This window comes from Neobacillus drentensis (assembly GCF_036965245.1).
GTDB classification, from domain to species: domain Bacteria; phylum Bacillota; class Bacilli; order Bacillales; family Cytobacillaceae; genus Neobacillus; species Neobacillus drentensis_G.
Genome location: NZ_JBALPG010000213.1, coordinates 1 through 4,957, shown reverse-complemented (window position 1 = coordinate 4,957; position 4,957 = coordinate 1). Strand labels below are relative to the sequence as shown.

Here is a 4,957-nt window from a genome sequence, read left to right as displayed (position 1 = left end):
TTCTGCCTTTCTTATTTTTAATACACCGATGACATCCTCGCATGCAAACGGTTATTATTGACCAGGCTACAACTCACCCCTTTTACAAAAGTGATCAACTTATTAGTAATAAACGGTACCGAAACATCTATTTGATAGATAAATCATTTCAGTTGACTGAATCCTTCACTGCAACAATACCATTTTGATTTAATTTGGAGCGTCAATAAGACGCTTTTTTTATGAAGGAACTGATTTATATGCCTATTTTTAAAGATGACAAACTCCTTAATCGTCTGCTTTTCATAAAGTGAAAAGGACTAAATAAAAGAAGGTGAGTATATGCCCCCATATCAATATCGTGATCATGATTTCCACCACTATTCTTACGGTCATATTTATCCTTATGGATACCATCATCATCACGGACATCATCATTACGAGCATTATCCTTATTACGTTTACCATCATCCATATGGGCACCATTATCCTTACGGTTATGGTCATTACCATTATGGACATTATCCTTATGGACATTACCATCATTACGAATCAACTTGACTTCTCCCCATGGATAAATCCAGGGAATTCTTTTTTAAACCTTCATCAAAGCCGCCTATCAGCCGGGGCTTCCAGGTCTTACTGCTTCTCCAGTTCATTACGACATGTAGTGAAAAACACATACCGCAGCCCAATCATAGGCACTACGCCACTGCCCTTTTAGCCCCATTGTGCGGGACAATGGGGGTTAAAAGGACTCGGCGATACTTTGTATCTTCTATTTTAGGTAGTTCTTGATTATTCTTGAATTGTTTATTGATAGACTTGTCCAAAATATTCACGGCACCCACTAGATCCCGATGTCCTTTCGCACCACACGGACAGTGGAAGTTTCGATTCCATTGTTTACTGAATTCTCCGCATGAAGGGCACGTACCAGAAGTATAGGACTCTTCCACAAGTTGGACTTTGACGCCTCGCAGTTTCAATTTGTATGTTATTTTTTCAATTAATTGCCCAAAACTCCAATTGGACAATTGTTGACGAATTTCTTTTCTTGTTTTCTTTTTCTTCTTCGTATTCTTTTGAACGCCATCCGGTGTTCCGATATAGAGTGCTTTAATGTGGTTTTCCACACACCAATCGGTGACCATTTTCGAAATCGTATGCAATAGGTACTCGATTCTCCGTTCCAGTTTTTCTAAAAAACGACGTTTACGCAAAATGAGTTTTTGCCTTTTGTTCGAACCTGGCTTTTTCCGGCCAATGAGCTTCTGAAGCTCTTTAAACTTTTTGTTTCTGTAGCGCTGTAACGAGCGAAGTTCTCTTCCTGTGACAATGAAGTGATTTTTTCCGTCACTTAAAACAGCCGCATGTATGAGCCCTAAATCACAACCAGCTTCCTTATTACCTTGTACTTGCTTTTGTTTTGGTACTTCCACTGCTATATGCATCCAGTATTGATCTTTGTGCCAAACGATTTCGGCACTTTTTATTGTATGGAAATCAATGTGCTTTGGTTGAGGGATCACTAAGGGGGATTATTGTTTTCCATTGCTAAACAGCAGCTTTTTATCCTTGCATTTAATAGCTGCCTTTTTATATTTGACGGAAAAGAATTTTTTGTATTCCCAAGGGTATCGCCACTGTTTTTCACCTTTAGCCCGCAGCTCCCTCGTTCTTTTGCATGTTTCTTCATGTAACTCGATGATGGCTTGAATCGTTTGCGAGTGTAATTGATGGGTGGTGGCATTGTACCATTTCTTTTTTTCTGATGCACTTGTCCAAATCTTATATACATCATATAGCCACCAATGGAGATCTAAGCAGTCATTCCATAGATTCGCTGCTTTCTGACGTAGTGTATCGACTAATCTTCTCTCCTCGCCAGTTAAACGGAGCGGAAATTTCCGAATAACAATATCGCCTTTCGACTCTTTTTTCTTCTTTTCTTTCATGTTCTTTTTGTGTGGTCCCATTTTCTTTCATCTCCCACCAGAACATTCGTTCTATATTTTTATTATACTAGTTTCTATTGGTAATTGGAAGTAAAAAAACATGGCTTATATCCCCATTTCTGAAGAAAGGGGTTTTACGCCACTTTTTTGATAAGAGTAATTTAATATTGATTTCCAGAAAAAGATTGGATGTTCGTAGCTTTACGAGCATCCTCTTTTAATTACGATCCAAACTTACATAAGTAAAATTAATTTAAAAGAATCAACCTTAGTTATTAATAGGTAACCTAGTAAATCTTCTAACCAGATCTCTATTCCTAAATCTTCACAACGACACAGCTTTCCTCTATGAACTTTTTAGTAACTTAGAATAAGAATAACCCATGATGTACAAATTAACACTATCTTGGAAAAGACTGGTGGTTTGTTTTAAATGAAGTTTTCTCCTCTCCAACTATCTTTTGTAATGATATTGTTTATAGGAATTTCAGACCAAATAATATTTCTACCTTACCTTCAAAATATAGCTAAGCGGGACTCATGGATTTGTATTTTAATTGCATATGTCGTCCTAATTTTTTGGGGGATTATTATTTATTTGATTTTGAAGAAAATGGGGAGTCAAAAACCTTTTTATTGGATAAAAGGACGGGCGGGTGCAGCCGTTGCTGGAATCGTACTCTCCTTATTATTCGTATATATTTTGTTTATTGGAATGGCTTCCTTTTATCAATTAATTCAATCGATAAAAATCTTCTTTCTGCCAATAACCCCCACATCGATTGTAGCCCTTAGTTTTCTTCTTGTATGTTTAGGTGCTACTAGAGGCGGTTTTAAAACAATTGTATATTTATCTGGAATTATCCTGCCATTGGTGTTGATCCTAGCGATAGTTGTCTCTATTGCTACTATGAAAAATAAGGAGTACTCCTTTTTATTTCCTGTGTTCATTCATGGTTATAAACCAATAATCAAAGGGACTGCTATTGTGTTAGGAGGAAAAGTGGACTTACTCATTCTATTGCTTCTACAGTATCAATTAAAAAAGTCATATAGCATTGTCCATTTTCTAGGCCTGATTACAATACTAATTGGATTAGTTATAGTACCGGTAATGGATTACACTGCCTCATTCGGTCCGAATGTAGCGGGTAATTTACGTTTTCCAGCGTTTGAACAGTGGAGGCTGATAACACTTGGAAGTTATATTACCCGTTTAGATTTCTTAGCTGTTTTCCTAATTCTTTCAGGGACAACCATAAAGGTTTCATTGTGTCTATTTTTGTTAACCGACTTAATAAAAAGAAATTCCGTTCAAATCGCGAAGTATATGAAATTCGTTTTTTCATTAGTCTTTTTTTTAACTATTTTTATCAATAGCGATCTATGGGTGCAATATATAGTTGAAAAATACATTTATCCTTATTTATTTATATATGGTCTAATCATTTCTATTTTACTACTCATTATCAGCTATCTTCCAGCGAGGAAAGGAATACAACCATTATGAGTTTTGAAAACAGTATAGATGACTCTCTTTTAAAGGGAAATTTAGATGGAGAACAATTAAGAGACTTCTTTTGTAATCATTCCGATATTCGCATTATAACGGAGAAAAAACACGGGATGACTCCTATTACTGCCATCTATCTTGAAGGTATGATCGATACGAACCAATTTAATGATTTCTATAATCCCGTTCTTTCCCATTTATCTAAATGCAACAAACAAATGATTAAAAATGATAGAGATATCGTTATACCCCCTATTGTTCACATATTGAAGATTTCAGAGATGGTACAAAAAGTACTCTCTGGATTCTTAATTTTGTACAAAGAAGGAGAATCATTCTTCCACGGACTTGATATTGCAAAAATTCCTCAAAGAACTCCTGAAGAATCAAAGTCAGAAATCTCAATAAAAGGTCCAAAAGATGCATTTACGGAAGAATTAAATGTGAACATTTCTCTTATTAGAAAAAGATTGAAAACAGTCCAATTAAATAACGAATGCTTTACTTTAGGAACATTGAGTCAAACAAAAGTATCACTTCTATATTTAGCTCATAAAGCCAATCAAGATATGATTGAAGAAATCAAAAAAAGATTAATGTCTTTTCAATCTGAGTGCATCATTAGCAGCGGGCAATTGGAACAATGGATTTCCGATCGGACGTATTCGTTATTTCCACTTTTTGACTATACAACACGACCAGATTATGCGATTGAATGTATGTTACGAGGGCGCTTCATTCTCATTATCGACGGCTCACCAACTGTCCTTATCGGTCCTGCAAATGTATTCCTTTTGATTAAATCACCGGAAGATGTCCACAATCCTTATTATTTTGTTATGTTACAGAGAGCATTTAGGGTTATAGGAATACTTATTTCTATTTGTTTACCTGGATTTTGGATAGCCATTTCAAGTGTAAATATCGCCCAAATGCCTTTTAGGTTACTTGCTACGATAGGCTTATCTAGAAGCGGAATCCCTATGCCTATTACTCTGGAGACCTTTCTGATTTTAGGCTTTTTTGAATTACTTAGAGAGGCTAGTTACCGTGTGCCAGTAGCTGTTGGTACGACTATTTCGATCGTCGGCGGACTCATTATTGGGGATGCTGCCATAAGGGGCGGGCTTACTTCACCAACTCTAGTCGTTATCGTAGGACTTACGGGCGTTTCAACTTACACACTTGTAAATCAATCATTTTCGGGAACTGTAAGTATTTTACGGTTATATTTACTAATTATTTCTTCATACTTGGGGATATATGGTTTTTTCATTGGCATTATAAGTATATTAGTTTATATTTGTCGTCTGGAATCATTTAACCTTCCATACATTGAACCAGTATCTTCTTTGAGTTTTAAGGAATATCTATCAGCTTTTTCATTTAATCCTTTTAAACGAAGAAAATTTTCTGAAAGGATGATACAAAAATGGAGAAAATAATATGATGAAAAGAAAATCCTATTTATGTGTATTACTTTCTTCATTCATTCTTATCTCGGGAT

5 protein-coding genes are annotated in these 4,957 nt (G+C 35.6%); 2 read left to right on the top strand and 3 right to left on the bottom strand.

Going from position 1 to position 4,957, the window contains the following annotated elements; all coding sequences use genetic code 11:
- Nucleotides 1–235: 235 nt before the first annotated feature.
- The 3 genes from V7150_RS25595 to V7150_RS25585 form a co-directional block, all read right to left on the bottom strand.
- Entirely contained in the window at nucleotides 236–535 is a 300-nt protein-coding gene (locus tag V7150_RS25595) for a hypothetical protein (RefSeq protein WP_335523909.1), read from the bottom strand.
- Between the two features lie 148 nt (nucleotides 536–683).
- Nucleotides 684–1,511: an RNA-guided endonuclease InsQ/TnpB family protein gene (locus V7150_RS25590; RefSeq protein WP_335523907.1), complete on the bottom strand. Its 828-nt coding sequence runs from the start codon at nucleotides 1,509–1,511 to the stop codon at nucleotides 684–686.
- A 9-nt stretch (nucleotides 1,512–1,520) separates the two neighbouring features.
- Nucleotides 1,521–1,937, bottom strand: a complete 417-nt coding sequence (locus tag V7150_RS25585) for a hypothetical protein (RefSeq protein ID WP_335523905.1) — start codon at nucleotides 1,935–1,937, stop codon at nucleotides 1,521–1,523.
- A gap of 433 nt (nucleotides 1,938–2,370) precedes the next feature.
- Here V7150_RS25585 and V7150_RS25580 point away from each other — a divergent pair, with 433 nt between their 5' ends.
- Complete coding sequence (locus V7150_RS25580) at nucleotides 2,371–3,447, top strand: endospore germination permease (protein ID WP_335523903.1); 1,077 nt, start codon at nucleotides 2,371–2,373, stop codon at nucleotides 3,445–3,447.
- Nucleotides 3,444–4,895 (top strand): spore germination protein, encoded by a 1,452-nt coding sequence (locus tag V7150_RS25575; protein WP_335523901.1) that lies wholly within the window; start codon nucleotides 3,444–3,446, stop codon nucleotides 4,893–4,895. The genes V7150_RS25580 and V7150_RS25575 overlap by 4 nt, the downstream gene beginning before the upstream one ends.
- Nucleotides 4,896–4,957 lie beyond the last annotated feature (62 nt).